General features: G+C 69.3%; 25 protein-coding genes. 14 read left to right on the forward strand and 11 right to left on the reverse strand.

Annotation, left to right across the window (positions count from 1 at the left end):
- Position 1: 1 nt before the first annotated feature.
- The 3 genes from LTT66_RS09000 to LTT66_RS09010 form a co-directional block, all read right to left on the reverse strand.
- Complete coding sequence (locus tag LTT66_RS09000; protein WP_233065832.1) at positions 2 to 685, reverse strand: heparin-binding hemagglutinin; 684 nt, start codon at positions 683 to 685, stop codon at positions 2 to 4.
- The gene (locus LTT66_RS09005; protein ID WP_220135407.1) at positions 682 to 1,188 is read right to left on the reverse strand and encodes a helix-turn-helix domain-containing protein; all 507 of its coding nucleotides are present in this window, start codon (positions 1,186 to 1,188) and stop codon (positions 682 to 684) included. The genes LTT66_RS09000 and LTT66_RS09005 overlap by 4 nt, the downstream gene beginning before the upstream one ends.
- A 104-nt stretch (positions 1,189 to 1,292) precedes the next feature.
- Positions 1,293 to 2,627 (reverse strand): DUF445 domain-containing protein, encoded by a 1,335-nt coding sequence (locus LTT66_RS09010; RefSeq protein ID WP_195097117.1) that lies wholly within the window; start codon positions 2,625 to 2,627, stop codon positions 1,293 to 1,295.
- Between the two features lie 222 nt (positions 2,628 to 2,849).
- On the opposite strand from LTT66_RS09010, the gene LTT66_RS09015 reads away from it, so the two are divergent.
- From LTT66_RS09015 to LTT66_RS09030, 4 genes are all read left to right on the forward strand, one after another.
- Complete coding sequence (locus LTT66_RS09015) at positions 2,850 to 3,533, forward strand: TetR/AcrR family transcriptional regulator (RefSeq protein ID WP_233065834.1); 684 nt, start codon at positions 2,850 to 2,852, stop codon at positions 3,531 to 3,533.
- A gap of 223 nt (positions 3,534 to 3,756) precedes the next feature.
- Positions 3,757 to 5,169: an ABC1 kinase family protein gene (locus LTT66_RS09020; protein WP_233065836.1), complete on the forward strand. Its 1,413-nt coding sequence runs from the start codon at positions 3,757 to 3,759 to the stop codon at positions 5,167 to 5,169.
- A 36-nt stretch (positions 5,170 to 5,205) separates the two neighbouring features.
- Entirely contained in the window at positions 5,206 to 6,456 is a 1,251-nt protein-coding gene (locus tag LTT66_RS09025) for a saccharopine dehydrogenase family protein (protein WP_181721536.1), read from the forward strand.
- 8 nt (positions 6,457 to 6,464) lie between these two features.
- Positions 6,465 to 7,118: a class I SAM-dependent methyltransferase gene (locus LTT66_RS09030; RefSeq protein ID WP_233065838.1), complete on the forward strand. Its 654-nt coding sequence runs from the start codon at positions 6,465 to 6,467 to the stop codon at positions 7,116 to 7,118.
- A gap of 42 nt (positions 7,119 to 7,160) precedes the next feature.
- Here the strand turns inward: LTT66_RS09030 and LTT66_RS09035 are convergent, their stop codons facing one another.
- Complete coding sequence (locus tag LTT66_RS09035) at positions 7,161 to 7,736, reverse strand: TetR/AcrR family transcriptional regulator (protein WP_233065840.1); 576 nt, start codon at positions 7,734 to 7,736, stop codon at positions 7,161 to 7,163.
- Between the two features lie 100 nt (positions 7,737 to 7,836).
- Here LTT66_RS09035 and LTT66_RS09040 point away from each other — a divergent pair, with 100 nt between their 5' ends.
- Positions 7,837 to 8,268 (forward strand): tautomerase family protein, encoded by a 432-nt coding sequence (locus tag LTT66_RS09040; protein ID WP_233065843.1) that lies wholly within the window; start codon positions 7,837 to 7,839, stop codon positions 8,266 to 8,268.
- A 160-nt stretch (positions 8,269 to 8,428) separates the two neighbouring features.
- On the opposite strand, the gene LTT66_RS09045 is transcribed toward LTT66_RS09040, so the two are convergent.
- The 3 genes from LTT66_RS09045 to LTT66_RS09055 form a co-directional block, all read right to left on the reverse strand.
- Positions 8,429 to 9,103 carry a hypothetical protein gene (locus tag LTT66_RS09045; protein ID WP_233065846.1) on the reverse strand — a complete coding sequence of 225 codons (675 nt, stop codon included), beginning with the start codon at positions 9,101 to 9,103 and terminating at the stop codon, positions 8,429 to 8,431.
- A gap of 24 nt (positions 9,104 to 9,127) precedes the next feature.
- Positions 9,128 to 9,319 carry a hypothetical protein gene (locus tag LTT66_RS09050; RefSeq protein ID WP_181721537.1) on the reverse strand — a complete coding sequence of 64 codons (192 nt, stop codon included), beginning with the start codon at positions 9,317 to 9,319 and terminating at the stop codon, positions 9,128 to 9,130.
- Between the two features lie 63 nt (positions 9,320 to 9,382).
- Positions 9,383 to 10,129 (reverse strand): GntR family transcriptional regulator, encoded by a 747-nt coding sequence (locus LTT66_RS09055; protein ID WP_233065847.1) that lies wholly within the window; start codon positions 10,127 to 10,129, stop codon positions 9,383 to 9,385.
- 184 nt (positions 10,130 to 10,313) lie between these two features.
- On the opposite strand from LTT66_RS09055, the gene LTT66_RS09060 reads away from it, so the two are divergent.
- Genes LTT66_RS09060 through LTT66_RS09075 form a run of 4 tightly spaced genes read left to right on the forward strand, consistent with a single transcriptional unit; the run spans position 10,314 to position 13,016 of the window.
- Positions 10,314 to 10,706, forward strand: coding sequence for a hypothetical protein (locus LTT66_RS09060; protein ID WP_043699109.1), 393 nt, complete (start codon positions 10,314 to 10,316; stop codon positions 10,704 to 10,706).
- Positions 10,707 to 10,745: 39 nt separating this feature from the next.
- A complete protein-coding gene (locus tag LTT66_RS09065) occupies positions 10,746 to 11,411 on the forward strand; it encodes a hypothetical protein (protein ID WP_233065850.1) in 666 nt (221 codons plus the stop codon).
- Complete coding sequence (locus LTT66_RS09070) at positions 11,408 to 12,133, forward strand: ESX secretion-associated protein EspG (protein ID WP_181721539.1); 726 nt, start codon at positions 11,408 to 11,410, stop codon at positions 12,131 to 12,133. The genes LTT66_RS09065 and LTT66_RS09070 overlap by 4 nt, the downstream gene beginning before the upstream one ends.
- A gap of 34 nt (positions 12,134 to 12,167) precedes the next feature.
- Entirely contained in the window at positions 12,168 to 13,016 is an 849-nt protein-coding gene (locus tag LTT66_RS09075; RefSeq protein ID WP_233065852.1) for a polyphosphate kinase 2 family protein, read from the forward strand.
- 118 nt (positions 13,017 to 13,134) lie between these two features.
- On the opposite strand, the gene LTT66_RS09080 is transcribed toward LTT66_RS09075, so the two are convergent.
- Both LTT66_RS09080 and LTT66_RS09085 read right to left on the reverse strand, forming a co-directional pair.
- Positions 13,135 to 13,995, reverse strand: coding sequence for an LLM class flavin-dependent oxidoreductase (locus LTT66_RS09080; protein ID WP_233065855.1), 861 nt, complete (start codon positions 13,993 to 13,995; stop codon positions 13,135 to 13,137).
- A gap of 152 nt (positions 13,996 to 14,147) precedes the next feature.
- A complete protein-coding gene (locus tag LTT66_RS09085) occupies positions 14,148 to 15,479 on the reverse strand; it encodes a carboxylesterase family protein (RefSeq protein WP_233065857.1) in 1,332 nt (443 codons plus the stop codon).
- A 93-nt stretch (positions 15,480 to 15,572) separates the two neighbouring features.
- Here LTT66_RS09085 and LTT66_RS09090 point away from each other — a divergent pair, with 93 nt between their 5' ends.
- The 3 genes from LTT66_RS09090 to LTT66_RS09100 all read left to right on the forward strand — a co-directional run bounded on the left by LTT66_RS09090 (position 15,573) and on the right by LTT66_RS09100 (position 17,663).
- Entirely contained in the window at positions 15,573 to 16,148 is a 576-nt protein-coding gene (locus tag LTT66_RS09090; RefSeq protein ID WP_233065860.1) for a TetR-like C-terminal domain-containing protein, read from the forward strand.
- Between the two features lie 178 nt (positions 16,149 to 16,326).
- Positions 16,327 to 17,100: a DsbA family protein gene (locus LTT66_RS09095; protein WP_181721544.1), complete on the forward strand. Its 774-nt coding sequence runs from the start codon at positions 16,327 to 16,329 to the stop codon at positions 17,098 to 17,100.
- Positions 17,100 to 17,663 (forward strand): vitamin K epoxide reductase family protein, encoded by a 564-nt coding sequence (locus tag LTT66_RS09100; RefSeq protein ID WP_408638832.1) that lies wholly within the window; start codon positions 17,100 to 17,102, stop codon positions 17,661 to 17,663. Before LTT66_RS09095 ends, LTT66_RS09100 begins: the two co-directional genes overlap by 1 nt.
- 12 nt (positions 17,664 to 17,675) lie before the next feature.
- On the opposite strand, the gene LTT66_RS09105 is transcribed toward LTT66_RS09100, so the two are convergent.
- The gene (locus LTT66_RS09105) at positions 17,676 to 18,800 is read right to left on the reverse strand and encodes a S1C family serine protease (protein ID WP_233065862.1); all 1,125 of its coding nucleotides are present in this window, start codon (positions 18,798 to 18,800) and stop codon (positions 17,676 to 17,678) included.
- A 160-nt stretch (positions 18,801 to 18,960) separates the two neighbouring features.
- Here LTT66_RS09105 and LTT66_RS09110 point away from each other — a divergent pair, with 160 nt between their 5' ends.
- Positions 18,961 to 20,013 (forward strand): NAD(P)-dependent alcohol dehydrogenase, encoded by a 1,053-nt coding sequence (locus tag LTT66_RS09110; RefSeq protein WP_233065864.1) that lies wholly within the window; start codon positions 18,961 to 18,963, stop codon positions 20,011 to 20,013.
- 73 nt (positions 20,014 to 20,086) lie between these two features.
- Positions 20,087 to 21,280: an AI-2E family transporter gene (locus tag LTT66_RS09115; protein ID WP_233065866.1), complete on the forward strand. Its 1,194-nt coding sequence runs from the start codon at positions 20,087 to 20,089 to the stop codon at positions 21,278 to 21,280.
- Between the two features lie 24 nt (positions 21,281 to 21,304).
- Here LTT66_RS09115 and LTT66_RS09120 read toward each other — a convergent pair whose 3' ends face one another.
- Positions 21,305 to 22,579, reverse strand: coding sequence for a phthiocerol/phthiodiolone dimycocerosyl transferase family protein (locus tag LTT66_RS09120; protein WP_233065868.1), 1,275 nt, complete (start codon positions 22,577 to 22,579; stop codon positions 21,305 to 21,307).
- Position 22,580: the final 1 nt, after the last annotated feature.

A 22,580-nucleotide genomic window follows, 5' to 3' on the forward strand; every position in this document is an offset into this window, starting at 1 on the left:
TTCAGGCCTTCTTGGGAGCGGCCTTCTTCGCGGGCGCCTTCTTCGCGGCGGTGGGGGCGGCCTTCTTGGCCGGAGCCTTCTTCGCGGCGCCGTTGGTGTCGGGAGCCGGGGTGGACTCGGTGGTCACCTCGACGACCTCGGCCTCGACGACCGGCGCCGGGGCGACCTGCGCCTCGGCCTCGATCTCGGCCTCGACCTTGACCGGACGGCCAAGCAGGCCGTTGACGCGCTCGAACACGTCCTCGGCGCGGCTCACCGCGTCGCCGTAGATGGTCTCGACCTTGCCGATCCGATCCTCGACGAGGTGGTTGGCGCGCAGCCGCTCGATGGCCTCCTCACCGCGTACGGCGAGGTCGGCGTAGATGTCGAGCGCTTGGCGGTAGTACTTCTCGGCCAGCGTCCGCAGCTCCTCGGCGGTGAACTTCTCGCGCAGCTCGGCGAGGTCGTCCGGAAGCTCCGACGGCAGCCCGGCCAGCCGCTCGCGCAGCGACTCGAACTGGGCCTGGACGTCGGCGGGAACGTTGGCGAAGCGCTCGCGCGCCTCCTCCACCCTGGTCTGCACCTCGGTCGCGGCGGCACGCTCGCGCACCTGCGCGACGACGTCGTTCACGGCGGCATAGAGAGCGTCACCCGCGCCGACGGTGGCGAGCAAGGGCTTGGTGACGGTGGCGTTCTTCTCGGTCATGGTGTTTCGTTCTCCTGGCGTGGCGGAGTTTCGGTTGTCGTGCGCGGAACGTCGCTGTCCCATACGTCCCCCCCTGCCTCGTTTCCTCCGTTTTCCCGGCGAAACGATTCATAGATGTCCAGCAGCACCTGCTTCTGCCGCTCACTGATCGATGTGTCGGCAAGCAGGGCGTCCCGGACCGGACTGTGCGGCCGCTGCTCGAGATAGCCAGCCCGTACGTACAAGACCTCCGAGGAGACCCGCAGCGCTTTCGCGATCTGCGTGAGCACTTCGGCGGACGGATTGCGCAGTCCGCGCTCGATCTGACTGAGGTACGGATTGCTCACCCCCGCCAGCTGGGCGAGTTGACGCAACGAGACCTGCGCGGCTTCTCGCTGCGCCCTGATGAAGCCTCCGATGTCGTGCGCCGCGCTGACGACGCGACCCCCTCGTTCGCCGACTCCGGACGAGTGCTCGTCCGGTCTGTCGGTGTACTCGGCGGAAACCTCGGGCTGGTCTGCCATCACTCACCTTCTGGCGGTTGTACGGGTTCGAGTCTAGGTCAGGGTGCTAGCTATTGCAAGCAGTCTGCTAGCAGTGTTTCGGCAAACGTTCCGCGCGCCGGGAGTCAGCCGCCGAACATGAGATGGGAAATCGTGTAGATCGCCAGTCCGGCAAGCGAACCGACGACGGTTCCGTTGATCCGGATGAATTGCAGATCGCGACCCACTTGCAATTCGATCTTCTTGCTGGCTTCCTCGGCATCCCACCGGGCAACCGTGTCGGTGACCAGGGTGCTGATCTCGCCCGCGTAGTTTTCCACCAGGTAGCGAGCGCCGCGGTCGATCCAGCCGTCGACGTTGGCGCGCATGTCCGCGTCGTCGCGCAATCGCTCGCCGAGCTGCTGGACGTTTTCGGCGACCTTGCGCCGCAGCGTGCTGTTCGGGTCGTCGGCGGATTCCAGGATCAGCCGCTTCGCCGCACGCCAGGTCGCCGAAGCCAGTCCGGTGATCTCCTCGCGACCCATGATCTGCGCTTTGATGCGCTCGGCCTTCTTGATCATGGCGTCATCGAATTGCAGGTCCGCGGCGAATTCCTCCAGGAACCGATTCGCGGCGAGGCGAACCTCGTGCTCCGGATCGGACCGGACTTTCCAGGTGAACTCGACCAGCTCCCGGTAGATGCGTTCGGAAAGCAGGATGTTGACGAATTTCGGCGCCCACTGCGGCGCGTCCCGCAGCACGATCCGATCGATGGTCTCCTGTGAGCCCAGCGCCCACTGGTGCGCGCGCTCGGCCAGCAGATCCAGCAGCGCCAGCTGCCGGTTGTCGGCGAGCAGTTCCGCCAGCACCCGCCCGATCGGCGGACCCCACAGCGGCTCGGCGATCCGCTTGACGATGGTGTTGTCGATGACCTGCTCGACGTCCTCGTCGCGCAGCACACCGACGACCGCCCGCAGGATGGTCGAGCTCTCCTGCGCCACCCGCGCGGCATGCCCGGGATCGGCCATCCACCGCCCGACCCGCCAGGAGACCTGCGCGGAGTTCACTTTGGCCGACACCACTTCCGGCGCGAGGAAGTTCGTGCCGACGAAGGTGCCGAGACTGGCGCCGAGCTGGTCTTTCTTGCGGCGGATGATCGCCGTGTGCGGAATCGGCAAGCCGAGCGGGTGACGGAACAGGGCGGTCACCGCGAACCAGTCCGCCAGCGCGCCGACCATGCCCGCCTCGGAAGCCGCGCGCAGGTAGCCGACCCAGTCGCCGCCCGCGCCGCGCGACTCGGTCCAGCGGCAGAACAGGTAGATCGCGGTGGCGAGGCCGAGCAGGCCGGTGGCGAGCGCCTTCATCCGCCAGAGGTCACGACGCTTGGCCGCCTCGTCGAGCACGGCGGACAAGCCGAAGGGCGCGGCGGCAGGCGCGGCCGGGGCGTCCAGCACCGCGGTGTTGCCGGGAGCTTTCTCCATACCTCCTATTCTGCTGTGCGCGGCGAGGTGGGCGAGCGGACGAGTGGATATGGACACACTCGACGCGCCCGGCACTGTGGTTCCTACCGCATCCGGGCTCAAACGCGCATATCACCGTTAGCGGGGACCTAAGCTGGTAGCCACCGGAGACGAAACATTCGAACGAGGGAGCCCACGCTGTCCACCGAAGACCTTGTCGATATCGACGAGCGACCGTCGGCGGTGCGCGGCGGCCGGACGGACGGCCGCAAGCGCCGGTGGCGGCAACACAAGATCGATCGGCGCGAAGAGCTCGTCGACGGCACCCTTGCCGCGGTGCGCGCCCGGGGCAGCAACGCGGGCATGGACGAGATCGCCGCGGAGATCGGCGTGTCCAAAACCGTGCTCTACCGCTACTTCTCCGACAAGAACGACCTGGTCCACGCGACGATGCAGCGGTTCATCGAGACCACGCTGATGCCCCGGGTCTACGGCGCGATCAGCCTGGACGCCGACGAGTACCAGCTGGTCCGCTCGGCGCTGGCCGAGTACGTCGGCACGGTGGACGAGGACCCGGAGGTCTACCGGTTCATCATGGGCAACGGCTCGGCGGACCAGTCCTCGCTCGCGGAGTTCGAGAAACTCTTCGCCGAGGTGGTGTGCGCGGTGATCACCGAGCGCGCCAAGGACCGGGGCGTCGAGACCGAGGGCGCGGCGCTGGCGTCGTATGTGCTGGTCGGCGGCATCCAGCTGGCGACGCACTGGTGGACCACGAACAAGTCGATGTCGCGCGAGAACGTGATCGACTACCTCACCATGCTCGCCTGGAGCGCCATCGAGGGCATGGCCCGCTCGGGCGGTTCCCCCGCGGTGTTCAACGCGCAGCCGCATGTGCTGCCGGTCCCCGAGGCGCCCGCGCAAGGCTGATCCGGGCCGCGGGCACGGGTGCTAGCTGGACTGCTTGCTGAAGTTCACGCGCGCTCTCGACTTTGCCGAAACGTTGGTTAGTCTGAACCCGAGCGGTGCGCCGAGTGCGCTGCGTCACCGCCGGCGCCGTACGCGACGGCGGTCCGCGCCAGACCTCACGGTCGGCGCCGGCCACCACCCGCGCGTCCGTCGCACCGACCGCGGCACCAACGGAGGTACCTCGATGGCGAAGCAAGTACCGACCTCTCGGCTTGCTCGTGGCACCAAGCTGGGCGCGGTAGCAGCCAGTTCGGTGCTTCGCACCCAGCGCACGCGATTGACCATGCGGGGCAGATCCGAGGCCGTCCGGGCGAAGATGGCCGAGGAATCCATGATTCGCACCACCGAACAGGTGGTCATGGTGCTTGGCACCATGAAGGGCGTCGCCATGAAGCTCGGCCAGATGATGTCGGTGCTCGACCTGGATCTGGTTCCCGAAGACCACCGGGAGCGTTTCCAGAAACGCCTGGCGGTGCTGCGCAACGCGGCGCCCACGGTCTCCTTCGCCGCCATGCGCCAGGTGATCGAGGAGGATTTCGGCAAACCGCTGGAGGTGATCTTCGCCGAATTCGACGCCGAGCCGGTCGCCGCCGCCTCGATCGGCCAGGTCTATCGGGCGCAGCTGCACGACGGCCGCCAGGTCGCGGTGAAGGTGCAGTACCCGGGCATCGACGTCGCCGTGCGCGCGGATCTGAAGAATCTCGCCATGTTCCGGCGCGTGCTGCAGTCCGCGATGCCGTGGGTGACGCCCGCGGTGCTGGACGAACTGCGGTTGAACATGGAGGCCGAACTCGACTACCGGGCCGAGGCGGCCACCCAGTTGCAGATCGCCGAGATCTACGCCGAGCACCCGTTCGTCATCGTGCCGCGCTCGCTGCCGGAGTTGTCCACCACACGGGTGCTGGTCACCGAGTACGTGGAAGGCAAGGGCTTCGAGGAGATCCGGCAGTTGCCCCGAGAGCAGCGCAACCGGATCGGCGAGATCATCTACCGGTTCTACGTGGGATCGCTGTTCACCTTCAACGAGTTCTGCGGCGACCCGCACCCCGGCAACGTGCTGCTGGCCGCGGACGGCCGGGTGGGCTTCCTGGATTTCGGGTTGTTCAACCGGATGGACCCCGAGCACGTGCAGTTCGAGCTGGTCTGCCTGCGCGCCGCCGCGGAAGAGCGGGCGGAAGATCTGCGCGAGTTGATGATCCAGCGCGGCGTGATCGATTCGCCGCAGGAGATCGGCGCCGAGGAGTGCCTGGAATACGTGCTGGCCGCCTCGGAGTGGTGTCTGGTCGACGAGGAACTGACCATCACCCCCGAACTGGCCAGCGGCGCGTTCCTGCTCGCGGTAGACCCGAGGGCCAGCGAGTTCACCGGCATGAAGCAGCAGAATCTGCCGCCCGAGCACCTCTTCTCCCGCCGCGCCGATTTCCTGACCTTCGGCATGCTCGGCCAGCTCGGGTGCACCGCGAACTGGCATCGCATCTCGCGGGAATGGCTCTACGACGAACCGCCTGTCACCGAGCTCGGCCGCGCGCATCACGCTTGGCTCGCCGACCGGCCGCGGGCCGCGCCGCTCCGGGCGCGCAAGAAGACCACGAAGTAGCCGCCGACCGGCGACACGACCGCAGAACGGAAGACCATGGCAGACACTCGGGAATTCGACCTAGTCCTCTTCGGCGCCACCGGCTTCGTCGGCAAGCTGACCGCGCAGTATCTCGCCGGAGCCGCGCCGGAATCCGCCCGGATCGCGCTGGCGGGACGGTCGCTGGACAAACTGACCGCCGTGCGTGACGGGCTCGGGCCGAAGGCGGCGAGTTGGGGCCTGGTGGTAGCCGACTCGACCGACCGGACCGCGCTGGACGAGCTGGCCGCGCGCACCAAGGTGGTCGTCACCACCGTCGGCCCGTACCTGCGCTACGGGATGCCGCTGGTGGCGGCCTGCGCCGCCAACGGAACCCACTACGCCGACCTCACCGGTGAGCCGCTGTTCATCCGGGAGGCCATCGACGCCCACCACGAACAGGCCGCCGCGACCGGCGCGAAAATCGTGAATTCCTGCGGCTACGACTCCATTCCGTCGGATCTGAGTGTTTACCAGCTCTACCGCCGCACGGTGGAGGACAACACCGGTGAACTCGTCGACACCACGCTGGTGGCTTCGCTCAAGGGCGGCGTCAGCGGCGGCACCATCGATTCCGGCCGCGCCATGATGGAGGCGATCGCCGCCGACCCGGCCAAGGGCGCGGTGCTGTCACACCCGTATTCGCTGAGCCCGGACAAGTCGATGGATCCCGACGTCGGCCGCCAGTCCGATCAGGCGCTGTCCCGGGCGAGTGCCATCGACCCGAGCCTGGACGGGTGGGTGAGCACGTTCGTCATGGCCGCGCACAACACCAAGATCGTGCGCCGCACCAACGGGCTGCTCGGCTGGGTGTACGGCAAGAACTTCCGCTACCGCGAAGTGATGAGCGCGGGAAGGTCGCGGGTGGCTCCGCTGGTGGCGGCGGGCATGGCGGGCGGCATCGTGGTGGGCCTGACGGCGGGCGCGCTGCTGTCGCGGGCGTCGGCGGGCCGCAAGCTGCTGGACCGCGTGCTGCCCAAGCCGGGCACCGGGCCCGATGAGAAGGCCCGCACCAGTGGCTGGTTCAGCATGAAGACCTTCGCCCACACCACCTCGGGCGCGAAGTACGTGGCCACCTTCGCGGGCACCGGCGACCCGGGCTACCAGGCCACCGCGGTGCTGCTCGGCGAGAGCGGCCTGTGCCTGGCATTCGACACCGACAAGCAACCCGAGCTCGCGGGCGTGCTCACACCGGCCGCGGCGATGGGCGACGCGCTCACCGACCGGCTGCGAGCGGCGGGCATGACCATCACGGTCGATCGCGCCTGAGGAACGCGATGACGGTGAACATCGCACGGAAGACGATGAACGCCCCGGCGCTCGCCGCGGTGTACGAACGAGCCTGGCGGCCGGCGCTGTTCTATCTGGCCAGCGGCCGCACCACCGCGGCGGACCGGCGCGACGCGGTCGCCACCCTGCGGCTCGGCGGCGCGCAGAAGGTGCTCGACATCGCCTGCGGGCCGGGAAATTTCACCAGGCACCTGAGCGAAGCGCTGTCCGGCGACGGTTACGCGATCGGCCTGGACTATTCCGAGCCGATGCTGGCGCGCGCCGTCGCCGACAACCCCGGACCGCGGGTCGGGTACCTGCGCGGCGACGCGCGCACCCTCCCGTTCGCGGACGGAACCTTCGACGCGGTCTGCTGTTTCGGCGCGCTCTACCTCATTCCCGACCCGCTCGTCGCCGCCCGCGAGATGATCCGCGTGCTCGCCCCCGGTGGCCGCATCGCGATCACCACCAGCCACCGGGCCGCCAACCCGTTCGGCGAGGTGAGCCGCGTGGTCGGCGGTTGGAGCGGACTGCGGGTGTTCGGCACCCGGACTTTCCCGGCCCTCTTCGCCGAGCACGGCTTGGTGGAGATCGATCAGCGGGTCCATCGCCTGCTCCAGTACGTCAGCGCGACGAAACCCGCTGCCACGGCCGGGCACTGAGCTGTCGCACGCGATCGGCTGCGCACCCGGACCGGCGGATGATCAGCCCGCGGTGACGGCCCGGATCAGGAATTCGAGCCTGTCCACGGTGTGATCGAGCGGGCGGGTGCTGCGTTCGGCGCGGCACATCGCCACCGTGCCCTCCACCGCGGCCACGATCAGGGTGGCGGTCTGCTCGGCATCGATGTCGCCGGCGCCGTGCTCGCGCAGCGACCGCGCCAGCAGCCCGGTCCAGTTCTCGAACGCGGCCGCGGCCGCCCGCTGTGGCCGGTCGTCGTCACCCGGGTCTTCGACCGCCACGGCGAGCACCGGGCAACCCGCCTGGAAATCACTGTCCAGCACGACCTTTCGCCACATGTCCGCGAACGACCGCAGCCCGGCGACCGGCCCGGCCGACAGGCCCTTGGCGAGTTTGCGGGCGGCCAGCGCGTCGGCGAACCGCACGGCTTCGGCGGCCAGCTGCGCTTTGCCGCCCGGGAAGTAGTGGTAGGTGGAGCCCAGCGGCGCCTGGGCATGTTTGGCCAGCTCCCGCACACTGGTCGCGTTCAGGCCGCGGCGGCGGATCATGTCGGCCGCGCCTGCCACCATCCGCTCGCGCGCCTGCGGCGTCTCGGCCATCGCTTCTCCTTCCCTTTCCCATGACGACTGTCATAGCGTACCGTGCAGGTGTTATAACGGTCGTTATAAACGATGGCTCCCGTTCCGAATGGAGTTCGACATGCCGATGATCCAGCTGACCCTGCCCGCCGGAGTGCTGCCCGCCGATACCCGCGCCACACTGCGGAAGACGCTCGCGGCCACCTTGCTGAGGTGGGAGGGAGCGCCCGACACGGCCTTCTTCCGCGCGCTGGCGTGGACTCGCCTCGATGAGGTCCCGGCGGACGCTTTCGGCAGCGCCGAGGACGAGTTCCCGCGATTCCGGGTCGACGTCACTGTGCCCGCGGGCGCGCTGTCCGATCGCCGCAAAGCGGGCCTGATCCAGGAGGTGACCGCGGACGTCTCGGCCGCGGCGGGACTGGGCGACACCGAAGGCTTGCGGGTGTGGGTGCTCGTCCACGAACAGCCCGAAGGCACCTGGGGCGCGGGCGGGAACGTGGTTCACTTCGCGGAGCTGGCCGCCTTGGCACAGGGGCAACGCGCGGATGCGTGAACCGTAGGTCCCTGCCTGGGCCACCGTCAGGTGGGTCGTGGAGCGCACTCCGATGAGCGCCGATGCACGTGCCCGAGGACGCGCCGCGCATCGAGCGTGAGTTCAGCAGGCTCGGGACCGAGAAGCCGAAGGTCGCCCACCGAGGCCCGTTCAGCAGCAGTCAAAGCGCAAAGAACACGAGGGCCGATAGGAGCACTACCGCACCGAAAAACCCGACGGCAATGGATGTGAAGAACTTACCGAGCTCCTCATCGCCGTAGATGTCATCTTCATTTATGAGATCTGTATCCACGATTTCCGCTTCGACGGATTTGCGAGGTGTGCCGTCGATCATGACGGTGAACGCGTATCGTTGCCCCCTCTCGAGCCGTCTCGGGCCGATATCGAGGGCAGATCCCTCCGAACGACCGTCGGCGATCTGAGCTGGATAAACGCTCAGCAAATGCAGAATCGGCATGCCGAACTCCACCCGCAAAGGCTTACCGTCATCGAAATCTGCGGCTTTGATGTCCTTGGGGCCACGGTTGACCAACGACACCTGCACAAGACAGGGACTCTCGGTCCACGGCTTGCCGGAGCGGATCTTCTCATGCCCTTCGCGATAGGTCAGGGTCGCATCTATTCGCTCCCAGGAGAACCCGTACAGCAGTATCCGTCGCCGATGGTTGACTCGATAGTAGAAATAGATGGTTGCCAAGAGGCTCAGAACACCGGTGGCGAATGCGCCGATCTTGATCCAGTCCATGGTTTTCAAGTGTGGTGCATCACGGCCCACATCGCAGCGCCGCTCGCCCGCAACATATTTCGCATCGGCACCGTATTTCCGCACGGGCACATGGCGAGACAGCGTTCGGGAACGTCAGGGGGTGGGTGGGGCGGAGCCGAGGTCGACCATGCGATGGAGGATGGCGGGGGCCAGGGCCAATTCGAATTCCGTACCGCTGCTTTCGAAGACGAAAGCGAGGTAATCGTTATGCGGTAGCGGGGCCCGGCGGACCGAGCAGTGCTCCCCCACGATCACCCAGCCCCCGATGGTCAACTGATCGGACATCGCCACTCCCCACCCCTTCGACACTTCCGACAAGTGGACTATGCCAGTCGCGGCCGAGCGGTGTCAACGGCGGAAATCGGCCGCTGAGCTGGTGGAATACTCCTGTTGGATGGTTCCGTGGCCGGGCGGGTGGACGGTCTCGCGGTACTCGAGCGCGGCGCCGCGGGCATCCAACCCGACGCGGTGCACGATCAGCACCGCCGACGGACTCGAGAGCCCGAGATGGTGGCGCTCGTCGGCGGTGGCCAGCCGAGCGCCGACGCTCGCGCGCACGACCGCGGTGGCTCGTCCGATCGCGGCTTCCACGTATCGCGAAACTCCACCGGGTACTGGCTCCGAGCGGAGCAAGGGGGCGGCGGCCTCGGCGAACGCGCCGGGGAACCAGCAGGTGATGAGCCTTGCCGCCCGAGAACCAGCCGCGCACAGCGTCTTTCGCACGATCACCGGGCTCGCCTCGGGTAGGCCGAGCGCGTCGGTCACCTCCTGCGGTCCTTCGACCACCTCCGCTCGCAGCACGGTCACCGATTCGCCTGCGGCAGCGTGCGCTCCGTATCGCGGGGCGCGCTCCCGTATCAGCGCGGAGCGTTCGGCCACATAGGTGCCCGATCCACGACGCGACCGCACGATTCCCTCCTGGCGCAACGCATTCAGCGCCTTGGCCGCGGTAGGGCGGGCCACCTTCCAGCGTGCGGCGAGTTCGCGCTCGGACGGCACCTCGGCGCCGGGAGCCAGCTCGCCGCGCTCGATCAGCTCGCGCAGATGTCCCGAGATCTGCAGGTATTTCGGCACTGCGCCACGGATTTCGGTCACCGGTCGCCCCTTCCCCTGCGGACACCGCCCCTCGGACCGCCGGTCAGTGTAACAACGGCAGGTCGGGTCACCGGGGATGCCACACAACCCGGCGCCGACGCGGTCCGCCGTCTTGTACCGAGCGGTAAAGTGCGAGTCCAGTACAGCGCGGTACGAACAGGACCGAGCGGAAGGGGGCTTCCACGTGGCGGTACCGGATACCGGACAGGGGACGGCACGAGAGCTGTACGCTGCGGCCGTCGGAGCGGGCGGGGGCGAACCGTTCGAGCTGGACACCGCGGTCGCGGAGAATCTCGCCGCCGCCTGCGACAAACTGGTCGACGATCTGCGTCGCGCGATGACCGGCGAACATCTCGTCACCGACGTGACCGGCTTTCCCGACCTACCCACCGGCCACGGGCTCACCCGCGGATTCGCCGACAAAGGGCGGCAATACCTGGACACCCTCACGGCGTTCCAGGAGACCGCGCTGCTGTTCAAGGCCGCGTATCTCGCCGCGGCCAACCGGCTGGCCGACGCCGAGGCGGCCAATCAGGCCGCGCTGCGGCTGATCACCGAGTACCTGGAGCCCCGGTGAGCACATGCCGGCGCGCCGGGACCGACTGAGGGGGCGAGGATGGCAGACTCCGCGGCACGCGCAGCCGCCGATGGCATCCGGCAGGAGCTGGCCGGTTTCACCGACGGGGCGACCGATCCCGCTTACGCACCCGACCGGGAGCTGTTCGGGGCCTATACCCATCAGCAGATCTGGGACCTGGTGCACGAGACCCTCGATCCGGCGGCACTCGGCCGGATCGCCGAGGCATGGCAGGCCAACGCCACCGCGGTGGCCGAAGCGTTCCAAGCCTTCTCCGATGCCACCAACCGGGAATTCGCCCGCTGGTCCGGCCGGGCAGCCGACGCCGCCGTGGGCGCGACCAGGCAGTTCGTCCGCGCGGGCGGGGACGCGCAGGACGTGTGCCGGGCGGTGGCGCGGCTGATGGAGTTGAATAGCGATGCCGCGCAAACGGTCCGGGGCGCCATCGCGCCGCCGCAGCGGTATCGGCCGCTCGCTGACCCGGCCGCCGAAGCGGTTTACGGTGGAAAACGTAGGATGGAACACGACAGTGCGGCGGCAGACATCGAGGCGGATGTCCGGGACACGATGACCTACGTCTATACCCCGACGATGCCCGCCACCGGCGACCACGTTCCCCAGTTCCCTCGGCCGCACGAAGGTTCGGCGGCCGACCATGCCACACCGGCCGACCCGGATGCCGTCCGCGGAGGCGGCGCGCGGTGAAATGGGTGCTCAGCCCGGACGAGTTCACGCATGTCTGGACGAACGAAACGAGCCTGGACCGCAGGCCCTACCCGGTCAATATGGTTCCCTCGGCCACGGTGCGCACCGAATCGGAGTACCACGCCCTCGGTTTGCCGCAGCGCTTCGCCCGGCAGGCCGATCCGGACCTGGCGGCCGCGCTGATGCTGTGCGCGCGCAACGACGCCACCACCATCACCGTCTCCGGCGAACGCACCGCGCTCGGGCGCAACGGCAGCGACGCGGAAACCGAACGGATTCTCGCCTTCGCCGCGGTGGTGCACAATCACGCGGGCATCCTGGTAGCCACCCCCGACCGGGTGACCGTGCAGATGTGCCACGCCCGTGCGGTGGGCGAACGCTTGGTGCACATCATCGGGTCCGCGCGGCCGGGCAAGCTCGCCCCGATGCGCGAGCCGCAGGATGCCGTGCTGAGTCCGGACCGCACCGAGCCGTTCGTCACCAATGGTCACCGCGGCGCCGCGAAATTCCGCCAAACCCTGCGCAAGCCGGTGGACGGACGCGGCTTCATCACCGTCACGGTGGAGCCGGAGAATCCCATGTCCCCGCCCACCCGCCACCGCACCTGGCTGGACTTCACCGGCGACGGGCGCTACCTGCTCACCACCGCGCACGATCTCACCCTCGCCCCCGTGTCGGACGAGGAGTTCGCCGCCCACCTACTACGCCTCGCGCAAGTCTGACCACCGGGAAGTCTCGCGTGGTTAGGTTTACGGCATGCCGAAGCACTGGACGGTCCCGCCTACCGAGGCACTGAGAGCCGACGGCCTGCGGGTCGCCGAGCTGGACACCTCCGCGATGCCGGGATTCACCGGTGCCAAGCAGGCCGGGGCCGCACTGCTCGCCGAACGCAGCCTGGTGCTGTCCGATCTCCAGGAGAAGCTGTACGCCAACGGCCGCTCCGGCGGAGATCGGCGCAGCGTGCTGCTGGTGTTGCAGGGCATGGACACGGCGGGCAAGGGCGGCATCGTCCGGCACGTCATCGGCTCGGTCGACCCGCAGGGGGTCGACCATGCCGCGTTCGGCGTGCCGACGCCGGAGGAACGACGCCATCACTTCCTGTGGCGCATCCGCAAGGCACTGCCGCGCGCGGGTCAGCTCGGTGTCTTCGATCGCTCGCACTACGAGGACGTCCTGGTGGTGCGGGTGCACAACCTCGTGGCGCCGACGGTGTGGGAGCCGCGCTACGACGAGATCAACGCGTTCGAGCGCGAATTGGTGGACGAGGGCACCACGCTGGTGAAGGTGGCCATGTTCGTCTCGCTCGACGAACAGAAGAGGCGCCTTGCCGAGCGACTGGAACGGCCGGACAAATTCTGGAAGTTCAACCCGTCCGATATCGACGAGCGCGCGTTCTGGCCCGCCTACCAGGAGGCGTACCAGGCGATGCTGGACCGCACGTCCACCGAGTACGCGCCCTGGCACGTCGTGCCCGCCGACCGCAAGTGGTTCGCCCGCCTCGCGGTCACCGAATTGCTGATCGCGGCGCTGGAGCGGCTCGAACTCGACTGGCCCCCGCCGCGGTTCGACGTCGAGCAGCAGAAGCGGCGGTTGGCACGAGCCTAGGTCGTCGCCGGTCGGCGCGTTTCCGGCGACAGGGCCGCCGAGCGCCGCGCCGGTACCGAACCGCGGCGTACCGGAACGGGTGAATCCGGCGCGGTGGCAGCGGCCGAGCGTCGCAGGCTCACGGGATCAAAGGCCGGACCTGCTCCGCGACGAACCGGAGATAGGCGGCGGGATCCGGATCGTCGGCGGTGGTCTGCAAGACGACGGTGTCGGCGCCCGCTTCGGCCAGCATGGTGACGGCCGCCGCGATCGCGTGCGCGTCACCCGCCACGCCCGCTCCCGGCGCATGCACGGGGGTGCGTTCGGCGGCCAGGCGGGCTTCGGCATCCGGGCCGGTGACCGCGAGCAGGTTCGCCACCACGTGGTGGCGGTCGGTGCGCCCGGCCGCGGCGCGCCCCTCGTCGATCAGCGTGCGTGCGGCCCGGACGCCGTCGGCATCGGTGATCGAATCGAGCAGCGTGCCGTCGGCGTACTCACCGGACAGCCGGATCGAGCGCGGACCGCGCGCGCCCGCGACCTTCGGCGGAGTCGCGGGCGGCCAGTCCAGCGCGACGGCGTCCAGATGCACGTAGCGGCCCGCCACGGTGACCTGCTCACCGGCCAGCAGAGCACGCAACGCGGCAAGGTGCTCGCTCAGCAAGGTCACCGGCGACTCGACCCGTGCGCCGACCTGTGCCATCCAGCTCTGCACGCCGTGCCCGACGCCGAGCATCAACCGGTCGGGAAACAGACGATGCAGCGTCGCCGCCTCCATGGCGGTGAGCGCGACATTGCGCAGCGGCACGGGCAGCAGTCCGATACCGACGCGCACCCGGTCGGTCCAGGCGAGCGCGGCCGCGGCGCAGGCGATCCCGCTCTCCAGGAAGCAGTCCTCCCACAGCCACAGCTCCTCCAGTCCCGTCGCTTCGGCCACGTCGGCCGCCGCGCGCAGCAGTTCGGGCGGATTCTGCGGACGGAACACGGCACCGAGAACAGTCATCCCACTTTCCTACCCGCTGCGCTCGGCGGATGCGGATCTATCGTGCGAGACGTCCGGCGCCACCCCGGAAGTCGGCCGGTTCCGCACAGCTCGCCCGCCTCCTCCGAGACGGCCCGCGCCGACGAGCCGGACCGGCGGACCCGTGAGCGCGCTCAGGGCAACTGCCGGACGGAACGCGAACCCGGTCGGTGCGGCGTCCAACCGGTGTCGGCGATCCGTCCGGTGTGCACGAATTCGCCCCAGTAGCCGCGGGTTCGGTGGCCGAGCGCGTCGATTTCCGCCACCGTGAGGGGCGCGAGCATCGGGGCGGTGTGCCAAGTGCCGCCGTCGGCGAACAGCAGCGGCAGATCGATGCAGTGGCAGGCGCCATACGGATTCGCCGGGTGGAGCTGCCCCATCCGGTAGCAGTACACGCGCGCTCCGGCCTCGACCAGTTCGTCGGCGAAGCGGAACAGGCCGTGCTCGAACGCCTTTCGCCCGATCAGGCGCTGCACCGCCGCGTCGAGCCGGGCGCCGATCACCGGCAGCCGCCGTACCCTGCCGAAGACCGGATGCGGGCCGCCGTAGAACGCCCGCGCCTCCTCGGCCGTGCACCCGAGCAGCACCGGCAGATCGGTGGCCGCGTCCCGCACCGCTGACCGCCACGTGTGCTCGTCGGGCAGCGGTCCGGCGTCGGCCACGGGCAAGAAGGGTGGCGCCGGGTTCACCGTGCCGGGTCCGGCGCACCGCCGCACCGTGCGGCCCTGCGCCGCGAGCAGTTCCGGTACCGGCGCGGTGCACGGATCGGCGCCGAGTTCGGCGAGGAACATCGCGCCCACCCGCTCGGCCTGCCGGTGACTGTGGAATCCGACGCCGAACGGCGCGCTCTGCACGATCGCCCCGGCGAACAGCGGCCGAACCGCCGCGATCCCCAGCAGCGCGACGACCGACTGCGCGCCCGCCGACTGCCCCGCCACGGTGACGCGCTCGGGATCGCCGCCGAACTCGGCGATGTGCTCGCGCACCCAGCGCAGCGCCGCGATCTGGTCGCGCAGGCCGAGATTGCCCGCCGAGACGCCCGGCGCGCGCAGGTATCCGAGCACGCCCAGCCGATAGCTCACCGAAACCACGACGACGCCGGTCTCGCCGGCGAGCCGGTCCGCGTCGTACAGATTCCATTGCCCGCTGCCCGCCAGATAGGCGCCGCCGTGCAACCACACCAGCACCGGGTGAGTGCCCGGCTGCGCGCCCACGGGGGTGGTGACGGTGAGCGCGAGGCAGTCCTCCGACTGCTCCAGCGGCTCCGCCCGCCCCATCACGCTCTCCAGCCGCCCCGGCAACTGCGGCGCCATCGCGTACCGGCGCGTCGCCTCGTACACCCCCTCGGGCGCGGCGACGGGCTCCGGCGCGGCGAATCGCTCCGCCCGCGCGTAAGGAATCCCGCGAAATACCGCGACCTCGCCACGTGCTTCACCCCGCCAGCGCCCGGTGACCACGTACTCCATGCCACTCCCCTCTCCTATCGCAAGTCGACTTGCGATAGCGCCACGCTAGAGGCCGCGCCACCACAACGCAAGAGGAGTTGCGACAATCCCCCGATGGGTGACTCCCCCGCACAGATCCGCGGCGCACGTCTGCGCAGAGCCGTACTCGACGCGACCCTGGCCCGCATCGAGTCGGCGGGCATCGCCACCGTGCGGGTCGCCGATGTCGCCGCGGACGCCGGCGTGCACGAGACCTCGATCTATCGGCGGTGGAAGACACTGCCGCGGTTGCTGCTGGACGCACTGCTGTCCCGGGTGGCCGAGGAGATCCCGCTACCGGACACCGGGACGTTGCGCGGCGATCTGGAGCGGTTCGTGACCGATCTCATCCGTTTCGCCGGAACGCCGTCCGGCCGGGCCCTGATCCGCGGCACCGTGATCGCCGAGTCCGACCCCGAGGTCGAGGCGATCCGGCGCGAATTCTGGGTGCGGCGGCTGTCGTCGTCCGAAGAGATCGTCCGGCGCGCCATCGCCCGCGGCGACGTGGCGGCGACGGTGGATCCCCGGCTGACCATGCTGACGCTGGGCGGCCTGGTCCACCTGCACGTCACGCAGTTGGGCGCGGAGCTGCCGCCCGGCCTGGCCCGCGACGCCGTCGATCTGGTCCTCACCGGCATCACACCGCGCTGAACGTGCCGCCGCCTGCGATCCGGCCGAAATCAGCGGCGGCGGGCCGGATGTTTCGGAATCTCTCAGGTAGGCCGACCATGATGACCGGTGTGGCCCGATCACGCGGGGACGTGGCCGGCGGATCTACGATCGTGGCGGCAGGGAATGTCCGGCGAGCGAAAGGCGTGGTGAACGCACGGTGAGCAAAAACCAGGGTGGGAAGTCGAACCCGCTGCTGGCGGCGGAACGCGCCGACCGCAACCGCAAGATCTTGATCCAGGTGGCCGTCGCCGCCGTGCTCGTCGCGTTGATCGCGGCCATCGGCATCGGCATCGCGGTGAAGAAGGCCCGCAAGGACGATCCCGGCGCCGCTCCGTCCATCCCCGCGACCACGAACGCGGGCGCCGTGCCCGCCTCGATCACCGATAGCGGCGCCGTGCGGATCGGCAAGCCGGACGCGAAGGTCAGTGTGCGCGTGGTCGCCGACCTCCAGTGCCCCGCCTGCAAGGCCTTCGAGGCCGCCAACGGCCAGGTGCTCGAAGACGCGGTGAACAACGGCACCGCGGTGGTCGAGTACAACGTGATCGCGTTCCTGGACAAGGCGTCCACCACGCGGTACTCCTCGCGCGCGGGCAGCGCCTCCTACTGCGTCGCCGAGGCCGACCCGTCGAAGTACCAGAACTGGCTGAATACGATGTTCGCGCAGCAGCCGCCGGAGGGCGGCGCGGGTCTGTCCGACGACCAGCTGATCCAGATCGCCAAGAGCGCCGGTTACACCGACGACGCGGTCGCCCAGTGCATCACCGACCACAAGTACGACAAGTACATCCAGGCCCGCACCAAGGAAGTGCTGGACAGCGGCATCCAGTCGACCCCCTCGGTGTTCGTCGACGGCAAGAAGGTCGAGTCCAGCCAGGAGATCTTCGGCCCCGGCGGCCTCGCGCCCGTGATCAGCGCCGCCGCGGGCCAGTGATCACCGCGGGGCCCCGGGCCGCCTGGGTCCTGTTGATCGGCGGGCTGGCCGGCTGGCTGGCCGCGGTGGCACTGACCGTGGAACGGTTCAAGCTGTTCACCGATCCGGGCTACACCCCGTCGTGCAGCATCAACCCGATCCTGTCCTGCGGGTCGGTGATGGTGACCGACCAGGCCTCGGTCTTCGGGTTCCCGAACCCGCTGATGGGCGTCGTCGGGTTCTCCGTCGTCGTCACGCTCGGGGTGCTCTCGGTGGCCGGGGTCGGCTTCCCGCGCTGGGTCTGGGGCGGAGTGTGGCTGGGCACCCTGCTCGGCGTCGGCTTCGTCTGCTGGCTGATCTTCGAAAGCCTGTACCGGATCAACGCGCTGTGCCCGTACTGCATGGTGGTCTGGGCGATCATCACGCCGCTGCTCGCGGTGAGCACCGACCAGCTGTGGGGGCGCTCCCGCGGCCCGCTCGGTGTGCTCGCCGAGTGGCGCTGGACGATCGTCGCGCTGTTCTTCGCGGTGGTGCTGCTGCTGGTGTTCCTGCGCTTCCAGGACTACTGGCTGTCGCTGGTGTGATCCCCGCTCCGATCAGTTCGGCGGACCTGCGACCAGCACCACCCGCACCGTTCGCTCGCCGGACGCGCCGGTGATGCCCAATCGGACGGTGTCGTTCGGCTTGCGCGTGTTCAACGCCGCCCGCAGCGACTGCGCGCTGGTGACGACGTGGTCGTCGAGCGAGGTGATCACGTCGCCCGCGGCCAGCCCGGCGGCATAGGCGGGCATGCCGGAGATCGCCACGTCCACGCGGGCGCCCGTGCCGACGGGCAGGGCGTTGGAGATGAGCACACCCAATGTGGCCGTCGGGCCGACGTGCACCGTGTCGGTCGGCGTGCCGGAGCGTATCTGCTGGACCACTCGCATCGCCGCGTCGATCGGCACCGCGTAGCCGTTCGCGGGCTGGTCGGCCGTCCGTGCCCCGTCGCCGGATGCCGCGGCGATGACACCGACCACGGACGCGTTCCGGTCCACCAGCGCCCCGCCGGACTGTCCCGGCGTGACCGCCGCCTCGACCTCCAGCATGCCGCTGAGCGCCTTGCGGGACAGATCGGCGGCGTTGACCGCCACGATCGCGCTGTCCAGGTCGGTGAGGGGACCGTGCACGGCGGTCGGCGTGCCGCCGGTCCCGCCCGCGTTGCCGATCGCCAGGACCTCCTCTCGCAGGCGCAATCCGGCCGATGTGCCGATGGTCGCGATCGGCAACTCGGCGGCCGCGGGCAGGTCCAGCAGCGCGATGTCGGCCTCTGCGTCGTAGCCGAGCACCACCGCGTTGTAGACCTTGCCGTTGCCGACGTCGGTGACGGTCACGGTGTCCGCGCCCTTGACCACGTGATGGCTGGTGAGCACCTCGCCGTCCGCGGTCAGGACGATGCCGGACCCGGCCGCGCCGGGCCCGGACCGCTCGGCCGAGGCGTTGATGTTGACCAGTGCGGGGCGCACCGCCGCGGTGACCAGGCCGGGATCGAGCGGCGCGGGTGGAGCGAATCCGACCGAGGCCACGCGCTCGGCGGGAGCGGGCCGGTTCGGGGCCGGTAGCTCGCCGCGGTACCCGAGGAAGGCGGCCATCGCGAGCACGAGGGTGACGACCAGGATGTACGCCCGGCCGCGACCCCGCCTGCGCCGCACCCCGGTCCACTGCTGCCGTTCTTCGTCCATGGCTCTCCCGCCTCGGCCGAACCGCTCACCGACTCCATTGTCGCCAAGAACGCCGCCGACGATCATCGAACCGGCGACCGCGCCGGAAAAATGGCCTGTGAGCATGTCTTTTTCGTGTCGCAGTTGGCAACGGCATCCATGCGACGGTAGGCATGTCCTCATGAGCACCGCCGCCGCCTACGCCCTGTCCGCCTCCGATGGCTCGTTCGAGAAGGTCACGATCCAGCGCAGGGAGCTGGGCCCGCACGACGTGCTGATCGACATCAAGTTCGCGGGTATCTGCCACTCCGACATCCACACCGCGCGCAACGAGTGGGGCAGGACCAGCTACCCCTGCGTGCCGGGGCACGAGATCGCGGGCGTGGTCGCCGCGGTCGGGTCCGCCGTGAGCAGGTATCGGGTCGGCGACCAGGTCGGCGTCGGCTGCATGGTCGGTTCCTGCGGAGTGTGCGCGCCGTGCCTGGCCGACGAGGAGCAGTACTGCGCCGCGGGCGCGACCATGACCTACAACACCGTGGTCGACCCGGCCGTGCAGCCCGGCGGCCACACCCTCGGCGGTTACTCCACGCAAATAGTGGTGACCGAGAACTTCGTGGTCGCCATTCCCGAGGGGATCGGCCTGGACGTGGCCGCGCCGCTGCTGTGCGCGGGCATCACGCTGTACTCGCCGCTGCGGCACTGGGGCGCCGGACCGGGCAAGAAGGTCGCGATCGTCGGCATGGGCGGGCTCGGCCACGTGGGGGTGAAGCTCGCGGCCGCCATGGGCGCCGAGGTCACCGTGCTGAGCCACTCGCTGAGCAAGCAGGAGGACGGCAGGCTCTTCGGCGCAGGCGGCTACTACGCGACCAGTGACAAGCAGACTTTCCGCGAGCTGCGCGGCCGATTCGATCTGATCCTCAACACGGTGTCGGCGAACCTGCCGGTGGACGACTATCTGCGCCTGCTGAATCTGGACGGCACTTTGGTGATCCTCGGTCTTCCCGAGAAACCGTTGAGCGTCAGGTCGTTCCACCTGGCCGGGTACCGCCGCTCGCTGGCGGGTTCGATGATCGGCGGTATCGCGCAGACCCAGGAGATGCTGAACTTCTGCGCCGAGCACGGCATCGGCGCCGAGATCGAGTTGATCGCCGCCGACGAGATCGACGGCGCCTACGACCGGGTCGTGGCCAGCGACGTGCGCTACCGGTTCGTCATCGACGTCTCGACCATGTGAGCCTGCTCGCCGCACCGGCGCGGTCGCGCGGTGTCCGTCCGCTAACCGGTCGTGGCGTGGGTACCTTGGCCTTGTGTCTGCGGAGGACGAAGACGAGACGGCGGGCCCGGCCGGCGCCGCGCGTGGCATGCCGCCGTGGCTGCCGCGCGCGTTCCTGCTCGCCGCGGCGACGATCACCGGGTTGCTGGCGGCCTTCTGGGTGCTCGAGCGCCTGCAGGGCCTGCTGACGGTTCTGCTGGTCTCCCTGTTCCTCGCCTTCGCGATCGAGCCCGCGGTGAACTGGCTGGCGCGGCGCGGTATGCGGCGCGGTCCCGCGACCGGATTGGTTTTCCTGATCCTGACCGCTCTGGTCGTCGCCTTCCTCTGGACGCTCGGCGCGCTGCTGGTCGAGCAGGTCACCACGTTGGTCAAGAACGCTCCCGAATACGCCGACCGAGGCGTGGAGTGGATCAACAGCACCTTTCATCAGGACGTGTCCAGTACCGACATCCAGAAGTACGCCACCGACTGGAGTTCGACCCTGGAGGGCTACCTCACCGGATTGGCGGGCAACGTCTGGGGCATCGGCACGGCCGCGCTCGGCGCGCTCTTCCAAGGTCTCGGCATCCTGCTGTTCACCTACTACTTCGCCGCCGACGGCCCCCGGATCCGCACCGCCGTCTGCTCGCTGCTGCCGCCGCGCCGACAGCGACATATATTGCGCGCCTGGGACATCGCGGTGGAGAAGACCGGCGGCTACATCTACTCGCGCGGACTGCTCGCGCTCGCCTCGACGCTGGCCCACTACGTGGTCCTGCGGATTCTGGACGTGCCGTCGGCGTTCGCCCTCGCGCTGTGGGTCGGCGTGGTCTCCCAGTTCATCCCCACGGTCGGCACCTATCTCGCCGGTGCGCTCCCGGTGATCGTCGGGTTGGTGCACGGCCCGAGCACGGCGCTGTGGATTCTCGGCTTCATTCTGCTCTACCAGCAGTTCGAGAACTATGTGCTGCAACCGCGGATCACCGCGACCACCCTGGACATGCATCCGGCCGTCGCCTTCGGCGCTGTTCTGGCGGGCGCCGCGATGGTCGGCCCGACCGGCGCACTGCTCGCCATTCCGGTGACCGCGACCGTGCAGGCGTTCTCGGGCGCTTACATCCGTCGCTACGACGTCCAGGCCGACGTGGAGGCGGGCCTCGACCGCACCGGCCCGCCCAAGCGCCGCCGGAACTTCGCCAGGCAGTTGACTCTTCGGCTGGCAGGCCGCCGCAACCCGCCACCGGAGTGAACCCGCGGCCGGATCCGTGCGAGGTCAGGCGGCGGGCACGGAGGTCAGTGCCCGGGTGAGCGCCTGTCGTACCGCACCCAACTGGTCCCTGCTGTGCAGCGCGGTGTCGTACTCCACCTGGATGGTCATCCTGCCGCCGACGGTGAACACGGTCAGCTTGGGCGGCATGCCCGCCGCCATGGCGAAGACGTCGTCCCGGACGATCCGCACACCCGGCGGAGTCGAATGCGCCGGCAACCGACCGATATTGGAGATGGTGAAGGTGTTCGGCGCCGACAACAGCGCGATCGTGGCCGGGTCGGTGGCGCGCTGGGCGACGAGCATCATCCCCAGCGCTTCCCTGCGGTCGGCCGAGGCCCGCATCCCCGTCGCTACCGTCTGCGCCAGCGCGATCGGGTCGGCTCCCGAGACGCAGTTGAGCACGGTGCTCGCGGTCAGTGGCGGCACCAGATCCGCGCGGACGTCCACCGCGTGGCCGCACACCATGGACAGCGCGCCCGCCGTCGGTTCCCACTGCGTACGGAACGCGACGAAGGCCGCTCCGCCGATCAGGCTGTTCACCGTGAGGCCGTGGGCGCGGGCGGCCGCGACCACCGCGGCGGTCTCCTCGTGGTCCAGTTCGATTCGGTCCAGGGTCAACCGTCCCGGCGGGTACGTACCGACGCCGTCGCCGAGCTCGGGCAGGTGTCGTGGCGCGAGGTCCGGGCTCATCATCGCGGCGGCCGCGCGGATCAGGTCGAGCAGCGCCGCGACCTCAGCGTCGGAGACGATCCGCGCCAGCCGGGTGTCCATCGCTTCGGGCAGGTCTTGATCCGGATCCGCTTGCGGTGCGGGCGAACCCGTCACCTGCGCGGTGTAGCGTTCCCACAGCTCGGCCAGCAGCGCGAAAGCGGATCTGCCGTCGGCGATGCCGTGGTGGACGATCAGCACGACGCGATCGCGGTCGCCTTCGCGCAGCAGACGGGCGTGGAACAGCCCGTCGTTCCAGTCTTGCGGAGAATTCACCAATTCCAGGTACTCGGCCTCACCACCCTCGGTGATCGCCAGGCGCGGCAGGTAGGAGTCGTCGCGCCGGAACCACCGCACCCCCTCGGCGTCCACCGACTGCCTGCTGCGCAGCAGCGGGTGCGCGGCGGCGAGTTCCGCGAGCACCCGGCGCAGAGCGGTGACATCGAGGGCACCCTCGACGGTCGAACCGATGAACAGCGGCATGCCGCCGACCGGGACGCTGCCGATTCTGGTCTCGGAGCCGAAGTAGCTGGTTTCGAAGGGGGACAGGGCGCGCAGCGCGGTCATCATC

Origin of the sequence: Nocardia gipuzkoensis, assembly GCF_021183645.1 — a bacterium.
GTDB lineage: Bacteria > Actinomycetota > Actinomycetes > Mycobacteriales > Mycobacteriaceae > Nocardia > Nocardia abscessus.